The organism is Kribbella steppae (genome assembly GCF_004342025.1).
GTDB lineage: Bacteria > Actinomycetota > Actinomycetes > Propionibacteriales > Kribbellaceae > Kribbella > Kribbella steppae.
Window position 1 is genome coordinate 337,313 of record NZ_SLWN01000004.1, and the last position, 18,578, is coordinate 355,890.

Consider the following 18,578-nt stretch of genomic DNA (forward strand, 5'->3'; position numbering starts at 1 on the left):
GTCAGTCGAGGTCGGCGAAGTCGGTTGCTGCCAACGCATTCAACGCAGTGGCGATCGCGTCTCGGGTGACCTCGGGGACCACCAGGAGGTTCGGCAGGGCGAAGTAGCCCGAGATGCGGAGCTCGTCTGCGACCTCCTGGCTCAGGCGGGTCGGATCGTAGACCGTCAGGTTCCACCGGCGCGGACCGCTGCGAACGACGAGGTCGACCAGGTACCCCTTGGCCTCGGTCTCCAGTTCATACCCATCGAGAGACGCCGGGTATTCAACCTCATAATCAGCGGACACCACATTCACCCTGTTTCTTTCGTCGGCAGGTGGGCCGGGAGGCCATAGGCGGGGAAGTCGGTGAGCTGGAAGGCGGTCATTTCGGCGATCAAGCCGCCTTCTATTCGGAAGACGTCGAAGCCGAAAGGGTGGTAGACGGTGTCGCCGGGGGTTTGTACGTAGGTGGCGAGGGTGGGTTGGTGGTTGAGGGTGGTGGGGAGGAAGCGCCAGTGGCCTCGGTAGGCGTTGCCGGTGGGGTCCAGGTTGGCGGCGAGCGAGCGGACGGCGTCGCGGCGGCCTTGGAACCAGAACGGGTACGGCGGCATCGTGATGCGGATGTCTTCGTGCATGAGGGCGGCCAAGGCGTCGGGGTCGGCTGCGTCCCAGGCGGCCATGTACTTGCGGAGCAACTCTTGCTCGACGGCGGTTGACGAGGTGGCTGACCACTCCAACCGGTGAGGTGGGAGGTGGTCGCGGAGGACCGGGCGGGCGCGTTGGAGGGCGGAGTTCACAGCTGCAACGGTCAGCGAGACGGCCTCGGCGGTTTCCCGGGCCGACCAGCCGAGGACGTCGCGGAAGATGAGTACGGCACGTTGGCGGGGCGGCAGGTGCTGGATCGCGATCAAGAACGCCAGCTCGATGGTTTCCCGTCGTACGACGACAGCGTCCGGCTCCTCCGAGCGATCCAGGAGTACGTCGGGGAACGGCTGCAGCCAAGGCACATCCTCGCGGGGTGGCAAGGCCGTGGCCGGGAAGGACGCAGGCTCGAGCTGATATGGGAGGACTCGTTGCGGACGTCGTACGTCGTCGATGCAAGCGTTGGTGGCGATGCGATACAGCCAGGCGCGCAGCGAAGAGCGGCCCTCGAACCTCTCCCGAGACTTCCAGGCACGGAGGAACGTCTCCTGGACCATCTCCTCGGCGTCGTCGTACGAGCCGAGCATCCGGTAGCAGTGCACCAGCAACTCGTGCCGATAGCGCTCAGCCAAGTCCTCGAAGTTCAACTCCCGTCCTCCAACTCGATCGTGCCGGGCATCGGCGCGTGACCCGCCAACCGCAACCAACTGACCAGCCGCCGCCGGCGCAGATCACGCGTCGACACCACGATGTCGTTGTGGAACCGACGCGCCAACTGGACCCGCCGCATCGCCAGACTCAGCTCCCCGGCCCACGGTTCCACCTCGGTGCTGGTCGCATTGATCGCCCGGGTCAGCGCGGACTCCCGCTGCTCACGCTCGTCCACCGACGCGGTCCGCGCCCGATGGGCAGCGTCCAGCAGCAACAGCGACGACGCCGGATCGAGAATCCCGGCACCCGCCAACTCCGCAACCAGCGCCGCCCGCCGAGCCAACTCCATCTCCAATGACGCCCGCGCACTCTCGACCCGGTGATGCAGCCGATCCAACCGCCCGGCCGTCCAACTCGCATACGCCCCGAGCAAAAGCAGCCCGACGGCAACCACGACCAGCACCCACGACAGACTCACGGCCGCGCGGCAGGGAGCTCGATCTGGAAGGTGCACCCGCCGGGAACGTTGCTGACAGCAATAGTTCCGTCATGGGACTCGACGATGCCGCGGGCAATGGCGAGGCCCAGACCGGCGCCGCCGTCGGTCGGGGTTCGGCCCGCGTCACCGCGCCAGCCGACGTCGAAGACCCGTTCCAGATCCTCGGCAGGTATGCCCCCGCAGGCGTCGGTGACCGCGAGACTGACGTCACCGTCCGCCGAGCGGTCAACGGACAAAGTGACCGTTTCCTCCGGCTTGGTGTGGCGGATCGCGTTGTCGACCAGGTTCGTCACCGCGCGGGTCAGCTCGTCCGGATCTCCTTGTACGGCGAGCCGATCGTCATCCGCCGGCGTCGACACGACGAGCCGAACACCCGAGACCCGCGCGTGCTCACCGCTCTCCCCCGCGACATCGTCCGCCAACTCTCGCAACGACACAGCCGCCCGCCGCCGGGGCGCCGGGGCCGACGACAATCGCGACAGCTCGAACAGGTCGTCCACCAGCCCGGTCATCCGATCGACCGTCGCGCGCATCTGCCGCAATGCCACCGGTACGTCGTCGATCACCCCGTCCTCGAGTCCCTCCGACACGGCCCGCAAACCGGCCAGCGGCGTACGCAGGTCATGAGACATGAAGGCGACCAACTCGCGCCGGCTGTCCTCCAACGCATGCTCACGTTCGCGCGACGCGGCCAGCCTCATCCGCGTCATCTCCAGCTCGTCCGTCAACGCCGCCAACTCGGCCGGCACAGTCCCGGTCGACGCAGCAGCAGGAGCGTCGTACGACGTACCAAGCTGACGCAACCGTCGTCCCACATCACGTGAGCCGGTGGTGATCCAGTGCCCGATCAGCACCGACAACGCCACCCCGAGCAGGGCCGAGAACGCCAATGTCCACAGCACCACGAGCGAGTCGTGGGCCGAGATGAACATCGCCCGCACGCTCTGCAGTACGGCGGCCAGCGCGGCGGCCATCGGCACCAGCGCCGCCACGATCATCGCCGTCCGCAACGAACGACGCCGGAACTGCCACAGGATCGCGGCCCCGATCGCCGCCACCACAAGAGTCCACAGGGTGGTCAGCGCGAGGATCGTGACGGTGTCGCGGTTCATCCCGATTCACCCGCGAGGCCGGGTTCACCGACGAAGCGATAGCCGGTCCGCGGGACCGTGAGCACCAGCCGGGGATCGGACGGATCGGCCTCGATCTTCTCCCGCAGCCGCCGGACGTGGACCGTCACGGTCGAGGAGTCACCGAAGTCCCAGCCCCAGACCCGGCGCAGCAGTTCGGCCTTCGTGTACGCCTTGCCTGGATGCGACACCAGATACGTCAGCAGATCGAATTCACGGTGCGTCAGCGACAACTCCCGACCGTCCAGGTAAGCGATCCGCGCCGCGGTGTCGATCGTGACCGGACCGGCGCTCAGCTTGGTCGGTCTCAGGTCGAGCCCGGCCAGCCGCTCCTCGCGCCGCAGCATCGCCTGCACCCGCAACGTCAGCTCCCGCGGACTGAACGGCTTGACCACATAGTCGTCGGCCCCGACCTCCAGCCCGACCAGCCGATCCTCCTCCTCGCCGCGCGCCGACAGCATGATCACCGCGGCACCGTCATCGGCCGCGCGCATCCGCCGCAGCACCTCCAGCCCGGACAGGCCGGGCAGCATCACGTCCAGCACGACGACCGACGGCTTCCACTGCTGCCACACCTCGACCGCCGCGACCCCGTCGGCGACCACGCGGGCGTCGTACCCGGCCTTGGTCAGGTACGCCGAGACGACGTTGGAAACGGTCGGGTCGTCGTCCACCACGAGCACTCGAGTAGCCACGGCTAGAGCGTAGATCGTCCGGGCGGAGATCACAGTGCGTCACGACCCGGTTGTGGATACCAGTTTGACGAGGCGGTGGACGCACACCAACACTGAGCGGCGTGACGAAACGCATCGCCCTCGCGACCTCGGCCGCCCACCCCGAGTTGCACGAGCACGACCTCCCACTCGTCGACGCGCTCCGCGCCACCGGTCTGGACCCGGTCGCCGAGGTGTGGACCGACCCGTCCGTCGACTGGTCGGCGTACGACGCAATCCTGCTGCGCTCGGTGTGGGACTACCACGTCCGGTACGACGAGTTCACCGAATGGCTGAGCCAGGTCGACAAGGCCGGCGTACCGGTGTTCAACGACAGCGGCCTGGTGCGCTGGAACGGTGACAAGCAGTATCTGGTCGAGATCCGCGAGCGCGGAGTGGCGATCGTGCCGTCGCAGATCGCGGCCGGCGCGTGCCTGCGGGAGGTGGTCGCCGGGCTGGACGGCCAGGAGATCGTCATCAAGCCCACGGTGGGCGCCGCCGCCCTGCACACCGTCCGCGGTGTCGCCGGCTCCGACGAGCTGAGCCGGGCGATGGACGACCTCCCGGACACGGTCTACCTGGTGCAGCCGTTCCTGTCCGAGATCCTGACCGACGGCGAGTGGTCGCTGATGTTCATCGACGGCGAGTTCACCCACGCCGTCGTCAAGCGCCCGGCAGCTGGTGACTACCGGGTCCAGGTGATGTTCGGCGGCGAGGCGACCGTGACCGACCCGTCGCCGGCCGTGCTCGAGAGCGCACGTACGGCACTGGCCGCGGCCGGCTCCCCGCCGCTGTACGCACGCGTCGATGGCGTGGTCGTCAATGGCCGCTTCCTGCTGATGGAGCTGGAACTCATCGAGCCCTACCTCTTCCTGCCGGAGTTCCCGGAAGCGACGGAGAAACTGGCCGCGGCGGTCGCCAAGCGCGTCTAACTTGCTGCCGTCTCCGGGTGCCCCCGGCGGCGGCCGTACAGGAGGGTCTCGCCGGCCGCGGTGCCGGTGAACTTGGTCCGGCGGGCCCACTCGCGGCACTCGGCCAGCACCGGGCACGAGGTCAGACAGAGCTGGCGGGCCTTGCGCTGCTCCCAGGGCGTCGCCGTCTCGTCGTAGGCAGGTGCCTGACCGATACAGGCGGCCCGGCTCATCCAGCGGTCGGCGGGATCAACGATCACTGTCAGGGTCGGCCTCATGACAAAACGGTAGGCGCCACCGCGACCGGTCTGGACCGCGTCTCGCCATATGAGAGTTTGTTGACTGATTTAATAGACAAATAGAGTCGGAACCATGCCGACGCTCGAGGACATCCAGCAGGCCGCCGACCAGCTCCAGGGCCGCATCCACCGCACCCCGATCCTGACCTCGAGCGCTCTCGACGAACGCTTCGGTGGCACGCTCCTGCTCAAGGCCGAACTGTTCCAGAAGACCGGCAGTTTCAAGGTCCGCGGACTGCTCACCAAGCTGCTCCGGCTCAGCCCCGAGGATCGCGACCGCGGTGTCGTCACCGTCTCGGCCGGGAACGCGGCCGGCGCCCTCGCCTGGGCTGCGCGGAATGCCGGCGTTCCGGCCACCGTGGTGATGGCGACGACCGCCGTACCGGCGAAGATCGACGCGGCCCGCGGGTACGGCGCCACGGTCGAACTCGTCGAGGGTGACCTGATGGCGCAGTACGAGTTGATCCGGGACGAGCGGAAGCTGACCGGTGTCCACCCGTTCGACGACGAGGACGTGATCACCGGTCACGGCAGCCTCGGCCTGGAACTGCTCGAAGAACGCCCGGACATCGACACGGTCCTGGTCCCGATCGGCGGCGGCGGACTCATCTCCGGCGTCGCGCTGGCGGTGAAGCTCGTGAAGCCCGAGATCCGCGTGATCGGCATCGAGCCGGAGCAGGCCGACGTCGTCAGCCGCAGCCTCGCGGCCGGCGAACCACAGAAGCTGCCGACCGCCCGATCGATCGCCGATGGCCTGGCCGCACCGGTCTGCGGCACGCGCAACTTCCCGCTCATCCAGCAGTACGTCGACACCGTCGTCCGCGTGAGTGAAGAGGCGCTCCTGGAAGCGACCCGACTCGTCATGTCCCGCACCAAGCTCGCCCTCGAGCCGGCCGCTGCCGCACCCTTCGCGGCGCTGCTCGAAGGCAGCATCCACTTGGAGGGCACGACCGCCTCCGTCGTCAGCGGCGGCAACCTCGACGTGTCGAAGCTGGTGCTCTAGGCAGGAGCCAGCGCACGTGCGTCGGACTTGACCCCGTCGCTCGGGTCGTCGATCACGTCGCCTTGGCGGACCGGGTCGTTCTCCGGCAGCAGGATGTCGCGTGACACCACCAGCATCAGCCAGAGCGTCCCGGCCATCCGCAGGATCACCGACAACCAGTAGATCCGGTCCGGCTGGTCCGGATTCCCGGGCGCCAGGAATTGGGCCAGATGCATCCAGACCAGCATCCAGTAGAAGCATTCGCACGCCTGCCAGATCAGCCAGTCCCGCAACCGCGGCCGGGCCAGCGCCACCAGCGGCAGCAGCCACAGCACGTACTGCGGTGAGTACACCTTGTTGACCAGCAGGAACGCCGCCACCACCAGGAACGCGAGCTGTGCGAACCGAGGCGGCCGCGGCGCCATCAGGCCGAGGATCGCGATCGACAGGCAGAGCCCGGCGAAGATCACGATGTTCAGCTGGTTCACGTCCGCGACCTCGTGCTTGGCCAGCTTCAGCACGTACCAGATCGAGCCGTAGTCGCTCTCCCGCTGATCGTTGAACGTCCAGAACGACATCCACTCGTTCTTCGCCAGCAGGTAGATCGGCGCGTTGACCAGACCCCAGGCGACGATTGTGGCCACAGTCGCCTGGAACCACGGCCACAGCTTCCGGCCCCGGATGCACACGATCAGCAGCGGCCCGAGCAGCAGGAACGGGTAGAACTTCGCCGCCGTCCCCAGCCCGAGCAGGATGCCGAACCAGATCGGCCGGCCCCGCGACCAGGCGAACATCGCACCGGACGTCAGCGCCACCGCGAACAGGTCCCAGTTGATCGTCGACGTCAGCGCGAGGACCGGCGCGGCGGCGACGTACAGCGCATCCAGCGGCTGCCCACGGGCCGCGCCGGGACGTGTCTCCACCCCGCGCGCGGTGGCCACGGTCAGGCCGACGATGAGCAGCGCGCACAGGAACAGCATGATCACGTTGACCAGGAAGAAGACGCCCGCGGTGTCGCGCTTCTCCTCGGCGGTCAGATCCTTCTTCGGGTCGCCGGTGATCACCCAGGTGGCCCGGGCCGCGACCTCCATGAACCCGCCGGTCAGCACCGGGTACTCGAGCACCGGGTAGTTGCCGGTGTCGAGGAACGGCCGGTTGCCCTCGGCGAACCCGCGCTCCTGGTACAGGAACCCGATGTCGGAGTAGCACAGCGCCTTGAACGGCCGCCAGCTCTGCCGGTCCCAGCCGGCGTCCATACACGGCGCCTTCTGCAGTACGCCGAGCGCGAAGGTGACCGTGCACACCGCCAGCGCGATCCGCAGCGGCGTCCACCAGGACGAGCTCAGCCGGGCGAACCGGCCCAACGGCCCACCGAGCCCCACTGTCAGGCCGGCAACGGACGGGTCGGCCTCCGACGGGGACAGCCGGTCCGGCGCGTCCTGGCTACGTGCTCCGGTCACGGGGGGCATCATCTCCTATCCGCTCGACCGACGACCAGGGCAGGCTACCGGATCACCCGGGAGGTGGGCCGGAGCTCTCGCGGGCCTGCAGTTTGGGGGTGGAGTAGAGGTGCGCGGCCGGCTCGGCGCCCTCGAGAAGATCGAACAGCCGGGTCGCCACTTCGGCGCCGTACCCGACGACGTCGTGGCTCATCGCGGTCAGGGTCGGGTGGGTGATCCGGCAGAGTGCCGAGTCGTCCCAGGCGATCAGCGTGACCTCGTCGGGGCAGCGGACGCCGAGGTTGCCGAGTGTCGACAGACCGGCCACCGCCATCAGGTCGTTGTCGTAGATGATCGCGGTCGGTGGCGTCGCGGACGACATCAACTGCCGGGTCGCGCTCGCGCCCTGATCGCCGGAGAAGTCCGTGTGCACGACTTCCGCGGAGAGCCCGGTACGACGGACTGCCGCGGCGTACGCCTGGTCGCGGATCCAGACGTGTCCGTGGTCGGGCGGTCCGGCGACCCGGGCGACGCGGTGGTGCCCGAGCTCGGCGACATGGTCGACCGCTTCCGACATGGCCGTCGTACTGTCGGTCCAGACGCACGTCAGTCCCTCGGCCAGGGACGGGTCGCCGACCAGGACGGTCGGCAGGCCGAGTTCCTTCAGCAGCGGAATGCGTGGGTCGTCGGCCTTGATGTCGACCACCACGACGCCGTCCACGCGCTTTTCCCGGGACCATTTCCGGTACGCCGCGAGTTCTTCCTCCGTGCCCGGGACGGTCCGCAACGCCAAGGCGTAGGACCGCTCGCTCAGAACACCTTCCAGTCCGCCGACGAAGGCCATGTAGAACGGCTCTTCACTGAGCGTCTGGGCCGGCCGGGCGAGGATGAGCCCGAAGGTCTCGCTGCGCGCGACGGACAGCTGCCGGGCCACCGGGTTCGGCACCCACTCGAGCTCCTCGGCGACCTTCAGCACCCGGGCGCGGGTCTCCTCCGACACCCCGGGCTGACCGTTCAGCGCGTACGAGACGGCCCCTTTCGACACCCCTGCCCGCCGGGCGATCTCCCGGATCGTCACCCGTGCCATCCGCGCCTCCTCAGGTCACGGTCCAGAAACTTACCCGACTTTCGGTCTTGTCGTCACTGAACCGGTCCAGTACCGTCCCGTTCACTGAACTGAACCGGTCCAGTCAAATGCATTTCCGCCCGCCCATCCACCCATTCTTTTTCGACCGGAGGACCGCGTCATGCCCGGGTCACCGGCTGGCCGACCAAGGACGACCTGTACTCGTTCCCGGCCACCTGGAAGGCCTGGGACAGCGGGATCGTGGTGCAGAACCTGACCCCAGTAAAATAAGGGGCCAAGTAGATGCGCTGTTACCTGCACAAGGCGGGGTTCTACGTCGTCGCCCTGTGGGCCGCGCTGACGCTGAACTTCTTTCGGACAAAGTGGCAGTGGCAAGTCGACGATCGCCAAGTTGCTGCTCCAGTTGCAACGTCCATCGGCCGGCTCGATCCTGCTGGACGGTCAGCCGGTACGACGCTCAGGCCTGCGCGACTATCGCCGTACGGGGCAAATGGTCTTCCAGGATCCGTTCACTCGATCGACCATCACCTGGCCCGGCCGTTGCAGCTGCATGGGAAGGGGAAGGACGGCGTCCACGAGCTGCTCGAGCGGGTCCAGCTCACGCCGGCCGAGGTCATGGCTCAGCGGCGGCCCGCATGAGTTGACTACACCAAGCTGCTCCTCCAGGCCTCCCCCGACCCAGAGAAGCACTTCAGTCGGTCCTAGGCTCCAGCACGCCAAGCCAGGTGGTGAGCAACTTCTCCAACTGCGCGGCGTCATCCGGAGTCAGCGCTTCGAGCAGCCGCCGCTCGTTGGCCATATGAGCAGTGAACGCCTGGTCGAACAGGCGACGCCCGGTCGGTGTCAGGCGGACGACACGACCACGACCGTCGGCGTCACTGCGCCGTCTCTCCACCAGACCGGCCTGCTCGAGCCGATCGACCCGCTTGGTGACCGCACCGGTCGTCACCATCGTGTGCAGCGCGATCTCACCAGGCGCCCGCTCGTACGGCGTACCGGCCCGACGCAATGCGGCGAGTACGTCGAACTCCCCCTCGGTCAGGCCGTACTTCGCGTAGAGCAGCGTCAGCTCACCGGTCAGGTGGTTCGCGATCCGGTGCAGCCGGCCGATCACTCCTTGTGGACTCGTGTCGACGTCCGGCCGCTCGACTCGCCACTCCGCCTGGATCCGTGCCACGTGGTCTTCGGTCACCGGTACAGCATATCTTCCCAGGAAGATATAATAGTTTCCATGGAAAATATCTTCCGCTGGGTGCTCGTCACCGCGATCGCTCCGATCGCGTGGGGCACGAACTACTTCGTCACCCACGAGTACTTGCCGGCCGGTTATCCCCTGTACGGCGCCCTCTTCCGCGCCCTGCCGGCCGGATTGCTGTTGCTGTGCATCGCCCGCCGCCTCCCCCGCGGGGCGTGGTGGTGGCGGTCGTTGGTGCTTGGCGTCTGCAACATGGGCGCCTTCTTCGCGCTGATCTACGTCGCCTCGCAGCTCCTGCCGGTCAGCCTGGCCTCGACGATCATGTCCGCGACCCCACTGACCATGGCCCTCTTCGCCTGGGCCCTGCTCGCGGAGCGCCCGACCCTGCCCGTGCTCATCGGCGCCGCCGCCGGAATCACGGGCGTGTGTCTGATGCTCGGCGCCGGCGCAACCTCTGTGGACCTCCGCGGCGTAGCAGCCTCGATCGCCGCGCTGCTCATGTCTTCGTGCGGCTACATCCTCACCAAGAAATGGGGCCGAGCCGCCAGCCCGCTGGCCACCACCTCCTGGCAACTCATCGCCGGCGGCCTTGTCCTCATCCCGTTCGCCGTGACGATCGAGGGCCGGCCACCGTCCCTGGACCTACCGGCCCTCGCCGGCTTCGCGTACGTCGGCCTGATCGCCACCGCCCTGGCCTTCACCGCCTGGTTCACCGGCCTCCGCCACCTGCCCGCTGCCACCGTCGGCCTGATCGGCTTACTGAACCCGGTCACCGGCGTACTCCTGGGAACAACCCTGTCCGGCGACATGCTCACCGTCCCGCAACTTCTCGGGATGACACTGGTGCTTCTCGGCATCACGCTCGCCCGACCGCGACGCGAGACGACCGTTGCGTCACCGGTGGCCGAGCCACCTAAGGTTTATCGATGAACCTGCGCTGGAGCACGCCCGAGCTGACGTTGACCTTCACTCTCGATGACGGTCCGGTGCGGGTGACCGCCGGGGATGCGGGCGTCGTGCCGAGCCAACCGTTGGTGGAGGTATCAGCGATCGGGTACGGGCGATCTCCCGGCACGAACCGGCATGTCGACACGATCCTGGGTCAGCGCCTGCGGTACGTGCGCCACGACGACAGTGGATCCACGTTGCGCATCGTCCAGGAAGACGCCGAGACCGGTCTGCGGATCACCAGTGTGTTCGAGGCGCGAGCCGGCGTACGGGCGTGGTCCGAGGCATCGATGACCGGGCCGGGCTCGCTCGAGCTGGACTTCCTGTCGTCCCTGGTCGTCGGGCTCGAGTCGGTCGATGCGGATCTGCACTCGGCGGCCAACGACTGGATGGCTGAGAACCGGTGGTCGGTCCAGCCGTTGCGCTCGGGCGGTGTTCCGCAGATCGTCCGCGATCCGCACTATCCGGTCGCGAAGAGCCGTCATGCGCTGACCAGCACCGGTTCCTGGTCGACCGGTGAGCGGCTGCCGGTCGGCGTACTGGTCGATCGGAGCACGCCGTACGCACTCGGCTGGCAGGTCGAGCACAACGGGCCCTGGCATGTCGAACTCGGCGAGAACCAGCGTGGCGGTTACCTGTTGCTCAGCGGGCCGACCGATCAGGAACACCAGTGGACCGTCCGGCTGACCGCGGACGAACCGTTCACCACCGTGCCCGTCTCCCTCGTCGCCGCGACCGACCGCGACAGCGCGTTCGCGGCGCTCACCCGGCAACGCCGCGCGCTGCGGATGCGCCGGCCGGTGGACGACCGGATGCCGGTGATCTTCAACGACTACATGAACACGCTGATGGGCGACCCGACGACCGAGAAGTTGCTGCCGCTGATCGACGCCGCGGCCGAGGTCGGCGCCGACTACTTCTGCATTGACGCCGGCTGGTACGCCGAGGGCCACTGGTGGAGCACCGTCGGCGCGTGGCAGCCGTCGACCACCCGCTTCCCGAACGGCGTCGGCGAGGTGATCGACCGGATCCACAAGCGCGGTCTGGTGCCGGGGTTGTGGCTTGAGCCCGAGGTGATCGGTGTCGACGCACCGATCGCGTCGGTACTGCCCGACGAAGCCTTCCTCACGCGTCGCGGGACCCGGGTCGCCGAGCACGGCCGCTACCTTCTCGACCTCCGCAACCCACTCGCCCGCCAGCACCTCGACGACACGGTCGACCGGCTGGTGAGCGACTTCGGCGTCGGGTACTTCAAGTTCGACAACAACACGATGACTGGCCCCGGCACCGACAAGGGCGGTACGTCGCTGGGCCACGGCCTGCTCGAACACAACCGGGCCCTGCTCACCTGGCTCGACGCGTTGCAGGCTCGCCAACCCGAGTTGTTGATCGAGAACTGCGCCTCGGGCGCGATGCGGATGGACTACGCGATGCTGTCCCGCCTCCACCTGCAATCAACCTCTGACCAGCAACACCCGTTGCTCTATGCACCCATCACAGCAGCGGCCCCGGCCGCCGTACTCCCCGAACAAGCCGGCCACTGGGCCTACCCGATCACCGGCACCACGCGCGAAGAGTTCACCCTCGCCCTGGTCAACGGCATCCCCGGCCGCCTCTACCTCTCCGGCCATCTCAACCACATGACCGACTCCGAACTCGACCTGGTTCGGTCCGCCGTCGCCGCCCATCGCGTCGTACTGGAAGATCTGGAAACCCTCGTACCGAGCTGGCCCGTCGGCCTCCCGAACTGGAGTGACGACTGGATCGCCCTGGCGTTGAGCAATCCCACCGCCACCTACCTGGCCCTCTGGCACCGCGCGGAGGGCCCTGGGGAGATCACGCTCCCCATCGCCCCGTCAATCGTCGACAACCTCTTCCCCACAGAGCCGGACGGCTGGACCTACAACTGGACGGGCAACGGGCTGAGGGTCACAACAGACGTGTCCGAACCCTCGGCCCGAATCATCCGCCTCACCCCCAGCTAGAACCAGGTGGAGAGGGGCGGCCAGCTTCCAGGCCAGGTTGACCGTGTCAAGCAAGCCGGCGTTCAGCGCTACCCGGTGGCAGGGAACATGGGGGCTCCCGGAGGCCGGGAGCCCCCTTCTGGTCAGGAGGAGGTGACGGAGTAAGAGTTGGAGGCGAAGTTGAGGCCGCCGGCGGATGAGGTGATCTCGAAGCCGAACTGGACTTCGCCGACAGTGGCGTCGCCCATCCAGCCGCGGGTGCGGATCCAGTTCAGGACGGCTTTGATGTCGACCGAGCCGGAGTTGGTGTTGGAGGTGCGGATGAAGGAGAACACCGCGTTCGCGCCGTTGCTGCCGCGGTAGACGTCCCAGGTGTGGCCGCCGACGCTGACGGTGGTCTGCAGGGAACCGATCGGACCGACGGCGCCCTGCTTGTTCATCCAGATCATGATTTCGTAGGCGTTGTTGTCGGCCCAGATGTCGTACGTCGTCGCGTACGACCCACTACCCGGGCGGGACACGTTGAAGTTGCTGGTCAGGGTGCCGATGGCGCTCACTCGCTTGCCGATGTTGCGCGCCGAGTGCGGGTACGACTTCACGCCGCCGGTGTTCGGGTGGTCGGCCCAGACGCCCCAGTTGCTGTAGGAGTTGGCCCAGATCGTCTGCGGGCCGGCGCCGCCGCCCCAGATGTTGTTGCGAACCGTGTAGCCGCCGTTCGACCAGGTCCCCCACTGGTCCGAGGATGACCACGCCGCGGCCTGCGCGGGTACGGCGGCCACCAGGCCCGCCGCTAGTACTGTCACCACTGCAGTTACTGCTCTCCACCATTTTGTCATTGCTGTTCCTCTCATCTTTGGGCGTTGAGATGACGCAGGGACTTGACACAGGGGATTTCTCGACTCGACGCTGGTCCGAGTCGAAGCGCTTCGACTGCGGTATGACAGGGTATGAACAACCAGGACTAAGGAGAGCCCACGATGGTCACGATCGCGGACGTCGCCCGGCATGCCGGGGTCGCGGCCAGCACAGTCTCCTACGTGCTCAGTGGGAAGCGGTCGATCTCCACCGACACCCGCGAACGCGTCCAGCGCAGCGTCCGTGCGCTCGGCTATCGGCCGAACGCCAGCGCCCGTGCGCTCGCGAGCCAGCGGTCCAACGTGCTCGCGCTGGTGATTCCGCTGCGCACCGGCATGCACGTCCCGGTGATGATGCAGTTCGCCGCCGCGGTCGTCACCACCGCCCGCCGGTTCGATCACGACGTACTGCTGCTGACCGCCGACGAAGGGCCGGAGGGTCTGGAGCGGGTCGCGCAGAGCTCGCTCGTGGACGCGCTGGTCGTGATGGATGTCGAGCTGCACGACGAGCGGGTGCCGGTGCTGCGCGAGCTGCCGATGCCGTCGGTCCTGATCGGGTATCCGGCCGACGCCGACCGGCTGACCTGCATCGACCTCGACTTCGTTGCCGCAGGCGCCCATTGTGTGGACCACCTGGCCGACCTCGGCCACCGCTCCCTTGCCTTGCTTGGTACGCCGTCTGCCGTGTACGAACGTCAGACAGGTTTCGCCCAGCGCACGCTGACCGGCTTCGTGGAAGCGGCCGAGCGTCGTGGCGTCCTCGGCGTCGAGACCCCGTGTGAGCACACCTTCGACGCGATCCTCGGCACCGTCGAGCAACTGCTGCGCGACCACCCGGACATCACCGGGCTGGTGGTTCAGAACGAGCCGATCATCGGCCCGCTGCTCGACGTACTGCGGCGACTCGGACGCCGCGTTCCCGAGGACATGTCCCTGATGGCGATCTGCGCGGACGATGTCGCCGAGCGGCAGGTACCGCAACTGTCCTCCGTCACCATCCCGGCCGAGCGGATCGGTGAGCAGGCGGTCGAGTCCCTCATCACCAAACTGGAGGGCGGCGACGTACCCGAGCTGACGCTGCTGCCGCCGAAGCTCACCGCCCGTGGCAGCACCTGCGAAGCCCTTCATGGTGACCTGACCACGGCATAGCCACCACCCGGCAACGACAACTCGCCATCGACCTTCACGCCTGAGATCAGCTCAACCCCATCCGCGGGCACGACGACCTCCGCGTCGCCGTGGTTGAACAGGAATGTCCACGTGGTGTCGCCGTCGCCGTCGCCGGAGTTGGTGCGGCGGCGAACCGTCTCCACCGCCGACGGCGACAAACCGAAGATGCCCGCGGCGGTCTCGGAATCCAGCGAGGTCGAGACATACCAAGCGGTCCCGGCGCCGACCTGACGACGGGTGATCGCCGGCTTCCCGTCGAGCACTCCCCCGACGTACCGGTCGACCACCTCGGCCGACACTGCCTCCACGTCCTCACTCCACAACCGCCCCTGCCCGCCGGACGACAACTCCACCACACCGTCTTCCGGCAGCGGATGAAACTCCTCCACCCGCACGCCGAGCAGCGACCTGAACGCGCCCGGATACCCGCCGAGCCGCACCTGTACGTCGGGGTCCACGATCCCGCTGAAGTACCCGACCACCAACTGCCCGCCACCCTCGACGTACGCCGCGAGCGACGCAGCCGCCTCATCGCTGATCAGGTACAACGACGGCACCACGACCAGCTTGTACGACGACAAGTCGGCCGAAGGAGGCGCGAAGTCGACAGTCACCCCAGCACGCCAGAAGTGCCGATGCGCATCCTGCACGGCTGCTAGGTAGTCCAGCGAGGACGACGGCAGATGCGTCCCCTGCATCGCCCACCAGCACTCGACATCCCACAGCACAGCAACCTCGGCGACAACCTTGCTGTCAGCAACCTCTCCCAGTCGGGGCAGCACCGATCCCAAGTCGGTGACCTCCCGGAACAGCCGCGAGGATGCTCCGGCGTGCGGCACCAGGGCCGAGTGATACATCTCCGACCCGCCCCGCGACGCCCGCCACTGGAAGAACAGCGCTCCGTTGGACCCGCGCGCGATGTGCGACAGACTGTGCCGCGCCATCCGTCCCGGCTCTTTCGCGTGCAGCCGCTGCCCGTCGTTGAGCGTCCCTGCCGCCTGCTCCATCAACAGCCACGGCTTCCCGCCGGCCCACGACCGGGCGAGATCGGCACCGAAGGCGGTTTGCTCCTCGGCACCTAGATCGGTCTGACTCGGATAGTGGTCGATGGCAACGATATCGACGGCCGAAGCCCATTGAGCATGGTTCACCGGCACCCAGCCGCCGAAGACGAAGTTCGTCGTGATCGGCAAGGAGGACCGCTCACGAATCTCAGCCTTCTGCTCGAGAAACGCCTTGAGCAATTCGTCGGACCAGAACCGCCGGTAGTCCAGGAACTGAGTCGGATTCACCAGGTACTGCGTACGACGCGGCGGCTGAATGTCCTGCCAATCGGCGTACCCCTGACTCCAGAATGCCGTCGTCCACGCGGTGTTCAATCGATCGAGCGACCCGTACCGCTCCCGTAGCCAGTCCCGGAACCGCTCAGCGGCCAGCGAGCAGTAACAAACAGACCCGTACTCGTTGTGGACATGCCACATTGCCAGTGCTGGATGATTGTCATACCGATTGACAAGTGCACGAGCAATACCAACAGCCGCCGAACGGTACGCCGGCGCACAGGCGCAGTACGTGTCCCGGCTGCCATGCGTCAGTCGTACGCCGTCGGGCGTGACCGGCAATGCCTCCGGATGCAGCCGGCTGAACCACGGCGGTGGCGACGCGGTCGGTGTGGCCAGGTCGACGCTCACGCCACCGGCATGCAGCAGGTCGAGAACCTGGTCCAGCCAGCCGAACTCATACTCCCCCGGCGACGGCTCGAGACTCGACCAGGAGAAGACGCCGACGGTCACGAGGTTGACGCCGGCCTGACGCATCAGCTCGACGTCGTCCTTCCACACCGACAGGTCCCACTGGTCCGGGTTGTAGTCACCGCCGTACCAGAGTCGCGTCATACCGGCTCCCCATACGGAATGCCGAACCCGTTGGTCGAGATGTACACGCGCCCGTAGACGCGCGGATCACCGGTGATCGCCTCACCTGTGGACGCGTACTGATGCCGGTCGTCGTTCACTCGAACCCACGTCCCACCGCTGTCATCGGACCGATAGATACCGCGTTGACCGGCAAACTTGCCTGACATGTACACCGCCATATCAACCGAACCACGGGCCGCCTTACCGAAGCCGACCGTGTACGCCTCCTCAACAGTCCTCACAGGCAAGAACGTTAGACCGCGGTCACTCGACCGATAGAGGCCGCCTGCACCGGCCGCCAACCAGCAGTGCCCGGCGCGATCCAGCACGGTCTCCAACTTCCCGGCTCCGGTCGGCAGCCCGGTGGCTGTGACCGAGAACGCGACCCCACCGTTCGTGCTCGAGTACGCCGTACCTGTCGCCGGATCGAACGCGTAGAACAGCCGAGCATCCACCCGATCTCCGACGACCACCGCCTGCACCGGTAGTCCGTCCACGGCCGTCCAGGAGACACCGCGATCGCGCGAGTAGTGCGGCACCACGTCACCCGGTGCCCACAGCAACGTTCGCGCATCGGCACTCACCGCGATCCGGCCCGTCTGCGTCATGCCGGCCGGCTCGCCCAGGAAGGGCTGCCACGACACCCCGGCATCGGTCGAGTAGGCCCCACGCTCGCCCGCCCCAGCGTTGGCCAGCCGTACGACGAACCCGGGCGACAGTGCCGCGAAGTCCAGACTCGGTGACGTTCCACTGACCGGGTTCGACGCCTGCCCATCCGGCGGCACGCGGTCCAGCCGCCCGTGCCGGTACACGCCGATGTCACCGAGCGCGCTGATCAACGGCGGTCCCCATGGCGGACTGATCAGATCGAGTACGGCGGTCTCCTCCAGCCCCTGCGCCCGCACCGACCAGTGGGTACTGCGACCAGCCTCAGCCTCGGTGACGTCGTCGGTGCCGAAGATCGTGGCACCGGTGACGTACAGCACCTTGTCCGAGTCGAACGGGTCGATCGAGATGTCGCCGATCATCCAGCCCAGCTTCGGCGTCTCATGGAAGTTGAGGTACGGCGCTCCAGAGGTGTCCAGCTCGATTTTCGCAGCGATCGAATGCCAGGTCTGCCCACCGTCGACCGAGCGGAACACGTCGTCGACCGGTCCCCACCGGCTCATCGTCGACACCATCACCGTGCCCGGGCGCCGTGGATCGGTCGCGAGCCCGGCGTACCCGAACCCGGCCTCACCACCGGTGTTCGGGCGCAGTGGGGTGATGTCGGTCCACAGACCGGTCGCGGTGTCCAGCTTGTGTACGGCGCCGTCGTACATCTCGTATGGTCCGGGCAGGTCGCCGTACGTCAGGTAGATGTTGCCGTCAGCCCCCAATTCGCCGTGGTGGGGCAGCAGTCCGGTCGGCTGTCCGTCGACGGGGGTCCAGGTCGCGCCGGCGTCGGTGCTGCGGTAGAGCGGGGACGACGGGTCCGTCACGCCGACGTAGATCGTCCCGTTCCGTGGGTCGACGAAGACGAAGGCGATGCCGATTCCTGGCGTCCCGGTCGTCGGGAAACTCTCCACGTGCGCCCACGTCTCGCCGCGGTCAGGGCTGCGCCACAGTCCGTGTCCCCGGGTACCGAGGAACAGCACGCGACCGTCGCGGGGATCGATCACCAATCGTTCACCCATCGAGCGACCTGGTTCGTTGCCGCCGAGTTTGAACGGCAGGTCGGTCCGTTCGAAGGTCCGGCCCTGGTCACACGAGCGGAGGATGGCGCCGTTGATCGGCGACCAGTCGTTCGTATAGGTGCCGACGGCAAGGTACAGGCGGGATGGATCGGCCGGATCGAGGGCAAGGCTCTCGACACCGGTCCAGTTCCATTCGTCCCAGCCGATCCAGTGCAGCAACTGCTCCCAGCGTTGCGTCCGGTTGTCGAAGCGGGCCGCTCCCCCGATGTCGGTTCGTGCGTACACGAGTCCACGGCGACGCGGGTGGTGGATGATTCCGGTGACGAAACCGCCGCCGACGATCTCCACGTTCCGCCACCGGTAGCGCGCCGCCGCCCCGGCTGTCGCCGGCAAGGACGAGGAGAAGGCGGATGCGGCACCGGACGCCGTGGCTGCGTCGGCAGCGAGCGCCGTGGCGGAGGTGGCGGCCGCGAGCGCCGTTCCGGTGCCCAACGCAAGGAAGTGTCTGCGTGGCAGAGACAT

17 protein-coding genes and 1 pseudogene are annotated in these 18,578 nt (G+C 67.5%); 6 read left to right on the top strand and 12 right to left on the bottom strand.

The annotated features are described in order from the left end of the window. Window position 1: 1 nt before the first annotated feature. From EV652_RS13620 to EV652_RS13640, 5 genes are read right to left on the bottom strand one after another with little or no spacing between them, the layout of a single operon-like run. Entirely contained in the window at window positions 2-286 is a 285-nt protein-coding gene (locus EV652_RS13620; protein WP_132209457.1) for a hypothetical protein, read from the bottom strand. Between the two features lie 5 nt (window positions 287-291). Then, window positions 292-1,269: an RNA polymerase subunit sigma-70 gene (locus EV652_RS13625; protein ID WP_242001741.1), complete on the bottom strand. Its 978-nt coding sequence runs from the start codon at window positions 1,267-1,269 to the stop codon at window positions 292-294. Then, entirely contained in the window at window positions 1,266-1,736 is a 471-nt protein-coding gene (locus EV652_RS13630) for a hypothetical protein (protein ID WP_242001742.1), read from the bottom strand. The genes EV652_RS13625 and EV652_RS13630 overlap by 4 nt, the downstream gene beginning before the upstream one ends. Window positions 1,737-1,747: 11 nt before the next feature. After that, a complete protein-coding gene (locus tag EV652_RS13635; RefSeq protein WP_132209459.1) occupies window positions 1,748-2,884 on the bottom strand; it encodes a sensor histidine kinase in 1,137 nt (378 codons plus the stop codon). Next, complete coding sequence (locus tag EV652_RS13640; RefSeq protein ID WP_132209460.1) at window positions 2,881-3,597, bottom strand: response regulator transcription factor; 717 nt, start codon at window positions 3,595-3,597, stop codon at window positions 2,881-2,883. Before EV652_RS13640 ends, EV652_RS13635 begins: the two co-directional genes overlap by 4 nt. Window positions 3,598-3,698: 101 nt before the next feature. On the opposite strand from EV652_RS13640, the gene EV652_RS13645 reads away from it, so the two are divergent. Beyond that, a complete protein-coding gene (locus EV652_RS13645; RefSeq protein ID WP_132209461.1) occupies window positions 3,699-4,547 on the top strand; it encodes an ATP-grasp domain-containing protein in 849 nt (282 codons plus the stop codon). Here the strand turns inward: EV652_RS13645 and EV652_RS13650 are convergent. Beyond that, complete coding sequence (locus EV652_RS13650) at window positions 4,544-4,804, bottom strand: WhiB family transcriptional regulator (RefSeq protein ID WP_132209462.1); 261 nt, start codon at window positions 4,802-4,804, stop codon at window positions 4,544-4,546. The genes EV652_RS13645 and EV652_RS13650 overlap by 4 nt on opposite strands. A 94-nt stretch (window positions 4,805-4,898) precedes the next feature. Between EV652_RS13650 and EV652_RS13655 the strand changes: the two genes are divergently transcribed. Further along, entirely contained in the window at window positions 4,899-5,828 is a 930-nt protein-coding gene (locus EV652_RS13655) for a threonine ammonia-lyase (RefSeq protein WP_132209463.1), read from the top strand. Here the strand turns inward: EV652_RS13655 and EV652_RS13660 are convergent. After that, entirely contained in the window at window positions 5,825-7,276 is a 1,452-nt protein-coding gene (locus tag EV652_RS13660) for a glycosyltransferase family 87 protein (RefSeq protein ID WP_132209692.1), read from the bottom strand. The genes EV652_RS13655 and EV652_RS13660 overlap by 4 nt on opposite strands. Before the next feature lie 43 nt (window positions 7,277-7,319). Further along, window positions 7,320-8,333, bottom strand: coding sequence for a LacI family DNA-binding transcriptional regulator (locus EV652_RS13665; protein WP_132209464.1), 1,014 nt, complete (start codon window positions 8,331-8,333; stop codon window positions 7,320-7,322). Between the two features lie 403 nt (window positions 8,334-8,736). On the opposite strand from EV652_RS13665, the pseudogene EV652_RS46000 reads away from it, so the two are divergent. After that, a pseudogene (locus EV652_RS46000) lies at window positions 8,737-8,802 on the top strand (hypothetical protein); the annotation flags it as partial. A gap of 222 nt (window positions 8,803-9,024) precedes the next feature. On the opposite strand, the gene EV652_RS13675 reads toward EV652_RS46000, so the two are convergent. Continuing rightward, window positions 9,025-9,525 carry a MarR family winged helix-turn-helix transcriptional regulator gene (locus tag EV652_RS13675; RefSeq protein WP_132209465.1) on the bottom strand — a complete coding sequence of 167 codons (501 nt, stop codon included), beginning with the start codon at window positions 9,523-9,525 and terminating at the stop codon, window positions 9,025-9,027. Between the two features lie 39 nt (window positions 9,526-9,564). On the opposite strand from EV652_RS13675, the gene EV652_RS13680 reads away from it, so the two are divergent. Together EV652_RS13680 and EV652_RS13685 are read left to right on the top strand one after the other, a co-directional pair. After that, window positions 9,565-10,458, top strand: a complete 894-nt coding sequence (locus tag EV652_RS13680) for an EamA family transporter (RefSeq protein WP_132209466.1) — start codon at window positions 9,565-9,567, stop codon at window positions 10,456-10,458. After that, a complete protein-coding gene (locus EV652_RS13685; RefSeq protein ID WP_132209467.1) occupies window positions 10,455-12,461 on the top strand; it encodes a glycoside hydrolase family 36 protein in 2,007 nt (668 codons plus the stop codon). The genes EV652_RS13680 and EV652_RS13685 overlap by 4 nt, the downstream gene beginning before the upstream one ends. 122 nt (window positions 12,462-12,583) lie before the next feature. Here EV652_RS13685 and EV652_RS13690 read toward each other — a convergent pair whose 3' ends face one another. Then, window positions 12,584-13,291, bottom strand: coding sequence for a glycoside hydrolase family 12 protein (locus EV652_RS13690; RefSeq protein WP_255512593.1), 708 nt, complete (start codon window positions 13,289-13,291; stop codon window positions 12,584-12,586). Between the two features lie 126 nt (window positions 13,292-13,417). On the opposite strand from EV652_RS13690, the gene EV652_RS13695 reads away from it, so the two are divergent. Further along, window positions 13,418-14,443 carry a LacI family DNA-binding transcriptional regulator gene (locus EV652_RS13695; RefSeq protein ID WP_132209469.1) on the top strand — a complete coding sequence of 342 codons (1,026 nt, stop codon included), beginning with the start codon at window positions 13,418-13,420 and terminating at the stop codon, window positions 14,441-14,443. On the opposite strand, the gene EV652_RS13700 is transcribed toward EV652_RS13695, so the two are convergent. Together EV652_RS13700 and EV652_RS13705 are read right to left on the bottom strand one after the other, a co-directional pair. After that, window positions 14,419-16,359: a beta-galactosidase gene (locus EV652_RS13700; RefSeq protein ID WP_132209470.1), complete on the bottom strand. Its 1,941-nt coding sequence runs from the start codon at window positions 16,357-16,359 to the stop codon at window positions 14,419-14,421. The two genes, EV652_RS13695 and EV652_RS13700, sit on opposite strands and share 25 nt — an antisense overlap. Continuing rightward, window positions 16,356-18,578: a carbohydrate-binding protein gene (locus tag EV652_RS13705; RefSeq protein ID WP_132209471.1), complete on the bottom strand. Its 2,223-nt coding sequence runs from the start codon at window positions 18,576-18,578 to the stop codon at window positions 16,356-16,358. Before EV652_RS13705 ends, EV652_RS13700 begins: the two co-directional genes overlap by 4 nt.